This is a genomic window from Pedobacter kyungheensis, from assembly GCF_000812965.1.
Taxonomy (GTDB): Bacteria; Bacteroidota; Bacteroidia; order Sphingobacteriales; family Sphingobacteriaceae; genus Pedobacter; species Pedobacter kyungheensis.
The window spans coordinates 1-3,354 of record NZ_JSYN01000061.1 but is presented as its reverse complement, the minus strand read 5'-3'; the positions used below and the strand labels follow the sequence as shown (position 1 = coordinate 3,354).

4 protein-coding genes are annotated in these 3,354 nt (G+C 43.9%); all 4 read right to left on the bottom strand.

Annotated features, from left to right (window positions below; genetic code table 11):
- A partial coding sequence (locus OC25_RS26565) for a hypothetical protein (RefSeq protein ID WP_039483602.1) occupies positions 1-230 on the bottom strand: 230 nt, incomplete at its 3' end.
- A 760-nt stretch (positions 231-990) separates the two neighbouring features.
- A complete protein-coding gene (locus OC25_RS26555; protein WP_039483596.1) occupies positions 991-1,467 on the bottom strand; it encodes an Lrp/AsnC family transcriptional regulator in 477 nt (158 codons plus the stop codon).
- A gap of 69 nt (positions 1,468-1,536) precedes the next feature.
- Entirely contained in the window at positions 1,537-2,424 is an 888-nt protein-coding gene (locus OC25_RS26550; protein WP_039483593.1) for a DMT family transporter, read from the bottom strand.
- A 132-nt stretch (positions 2,425-2,556) separates the two neighbouring features.
- Positions 2,557-2,982: a DUF1801 domain-containing protein gene (locus OC25_RS26545; protein WP_039483591.1), complete on the bottom strand. Its 426-nt coding sequence runs from the start codon at positions 2,980-2,982 to the stop codon at positions 2,557-2,559.
- Positions 2,983-3,354: the final 372 nt, after the last annotated feature.

Sequence of the window (3,354 nt, the reverse complement as noted above, 5' to 3'; positions counted from 1 at the left end):
AACGATTTTTCTTCGTTCCTAGCCGCTGTTGCCAATAAAGTTTCGACTAGCTTATCCAACATCAGATCCAAGCCTTGATTTTTTGTTACTTTTTCATCAAGGAAAAAGTAAGAGCCCGCCGCGGCGGTGAGCGGAAGAAAGCCCGTGCACAAGGCATAGATAGCCAAAGCATTAAGATTAGCTTCGCTGAGCACTTCGTGGTTCCCGCCTGCGCGGAAATGACGGATCATAGCAAGGAATAACGCAGCTCCTTTCTAGCGCCATCCATCCCTCAACCGTCACCCTAATCCGATAGCTATCGGATTTGTTTCAGGGTCTCTCCACAACCGACGCGAGCTTTAAAGAGATGCTGAACCACCCCTCTCCACCTGCCCTGGCAAGTGTTCAGCATGACGCGTAGGGTTTTATGCACCCTGCCCTCCGGCATAGGAGATGATGGCAGGAGAAGCTGTTGAAACTTATGCACAGCCCACAATACCCCACAGAACCAAAACAGAGGCAAGAACGATTTTTCTTCGTTCCTAGCCGCTGTTGCCAATAAAGTTTCGACTAGCTTATCCAACATCAGATCCAAGCCTTGATTTTTGGTTACCTTTTTATCAAGAAAAAGGTAAGAGCGGTTCGGCAGCAAGCCGAGGCAAGACTGTGTGAAGGGAAAGGAAATAACAACCGAATTAAGATTAGCTTCGCTGAGCACTTCGTGGTTCCCGCCTGCGCGGGAATGACGGATCGTGAATGAGATTGCCCCCTCTCGCCGTCACCCTGAACTTGATTCAGGGTCTCTTCTTTACTGCAGTGAACTACAGAGGGATACTTCGCTGCGCTCAGCATGACAATGCGGAATAAAGGGATGTGCAAGGGTTCTGTACCCTGCCCTCCGGCATAGGAGATGATGGCAGGAGATCCTCCGACTCCGCTCAGGATGACAAACTAACGTCTCAAACCAATTAACCGTCTGGCTGTTTAGAAATTCACCAAGACTATGAGACTTTATAGTTGCTGAACCAGGTATTGAAGCGGAATATCCAGCCCAATTTTCTCCAACCCCATCGCAACCACTGTTCTAAAGCGTTTTATATTGGCATTTGAAAAGAAAAGCCTTCTGGTTAGCTTTTCGTATTCAGACATGGTGGGCACCACAACAATTAAAAAGAAATCCGACTCGCCGGTTACATAATAACATTGTTGAATTTCAGGCGTTTCTTTAAAGGTCTTTTTCATCTGGTCGATAAGTTCGATTTCCTCGCTAACCAGAAATATTTCGACAATGATCGTGATCTGGCTTCCGGTTAAGTTTCGGTCTATTACTGATATATCGGCGGCAATAAAACCGTCTTCCCTAAGGCGCTTTATACGCCTTTGTACCGCAGCTGCCGACAAACCTATCTGATCACCAATATGGCGTTGCGAGATTTGGTTATTGGCTTGCATAAAAGCCAGAATATCCAGATCAAATTTATCCAGCATAATGTAGTGTATGAAATATAAATGAAACAGGCAATATATATGCTATGATCAAAACTATAGAAACTTTGTTTACTTTTTCTTCGACAAGAGGAAAATGGTTGAAATAATTAATAAACTGCCAATCCAGTCGATAAGTCCGAAGGATGTTTTCAGCCATACTACAGAAATAATCACCGCAACCAATGGTTCTGCAGATGCTAACAGACTGGCTTTCTGTGCGCCGATGATCTTGGCTCCGCTTAAATAAGCATAAAATGCAATCAGCGTACCCAAAATGATGATCATAGCCAGACTAATCACCGTTTGATAATCCCATTTCCCTTCAATAGCCCATGGTGCGTGCACAAAACAGAAAACGATTCCGCCAATGAGCATACCCCATCCAGCTACAATTGATGCATTATATTTTTGCATCAGTATTTTAGGTTGAAGTGAATATAAGGCCAGTGTTACAGCAGAAGCCAATCCGAAAAACAGTGCTGTAGTGGAAATCGACAGACTATCAAACCTTCCATGTGTAACCAGCAGAAATGTACCCAGTATAGCAAACAAGATAGCAATGAGTTCAAGAAATGGTGGTACACGCCTGTACTTTGCAGCAAGATATAGTGCTATAATAATGGGGCCGGTAAACTGTAATACGGTTGCAGTTGCAGCATTTGAATGCTTGATGGCCGCAAAGTACGTGTACTGAACGCCAAGCATGCCGAAAACCCCAAAAATCAATAACGGAACAATATTCTTTTTCTCTCTCCAGATCGCCATCGTATCTGCCTTTTCGCCAAACCTGGCAAAAAGCAACAAACAGGAACCTGAAATCAGCAGCCGGACGGTGATTAACCATTCCACATTCATATCTCTTTCGTTGAAGAGAAATTGTCCAAAAGTTCCTGATATGCCCCATAGCGAGGCAGCAAGTAAAGTAAGCAGAACGGCTTGTTTATAATTTAATTGCATGAGTTAAAGTGCCGGCGGGTATTGTCAGCGGTGCAAAAGTAAATCATCTCAGCGTTGTAATTTCCTTAAATATCAACCTGAATTTGCAATTTTGACCCGCTATTGGCCGGGCGAATGGGCATATCTGTCAGATCAGACCTTATCCTCAAGCCTGCCACGTACAGCCTCCCGAAGCACATTTACATCAATGTCTTTCAACGCTTTAAACTTAATGCAATAACTGGTAATGCTGGCCTTGCCAATTTTGGCTCCATAGGTTTGAGCCAGGTATTGCTTATCTTCAAGGCCCATAATGTAAACTGAAATGCCAGAAGTATTAGCACTTAAACCAATCTGATAAAAATCTTTGGTGCTGCCATCGGCATAAGTAATAGTGTAAAACCCATAACCAATATTTGGATTGGAAACCACCTTACCTTCACTGTTTTTACCATCAAGAAACCAAAGTTGCGTATCAGGCTTTAAATCCATAATGATACGGTGCAAGGCTTGCAGGTCGTTGCGTTTGGCTTCTGGCTGACTGGCAATGTAAGCGTCTATTTGGGCGGAGATGTTCATTTGAGATGATTGTTTGGTGAGCCTGTTCTTACTCAAATATACAATAATTGGATTGGTTTAGATCGTGAAGCGAGTTTACAAAAAAATAAATCCGATAGTTATCGGATCAGCATGACGGCGAGGCGGATCTGCACCCTGTCCTCCGGCATAGGAGATGATGGCAGGAGAAAACGTTAAAGCTTCTGCACAACCGTTCAAAAAGCATTACCCAAGGCAGCGTGTCTTTCCCGACTTTTCGTCGGGGCTTGCGCTGCCGCAATAAAAGCTTTGACGATTTTATCTAACATCAGATCCAAGCCTTGATTTTTTGGTCCTTTTTCATCAAGGAAAAAGGACTAGCCACGGCGGCAATGAGCCGAAAAAATAAAAGAG

Excerpts from the sequence above, each read along its gene's own strand:
- OC25_RS26555 (WP_039483596.1), bottom strand. The coding sequence starts at position 1,467 with ATGCTGGATAAATTTGATCTGGATATTCTGGCTTTTATGCAAGCCAAT.
- OC25_RS26545 (WP_039483591.1), bottom strand. The coding sequence starts at position 2,982 with ATGAACATCTCCGCCCAAATAGACGCTTACATTGCCAGTCAGCCAGAA.
- OC25_RS26550 (WP_039483593.1), bottom strand. The coding sequence starts at position 2,424 with ATGCAATTAAATTATAAACAAGCCGTTCTGCTTACTTTACTTGCTGCC.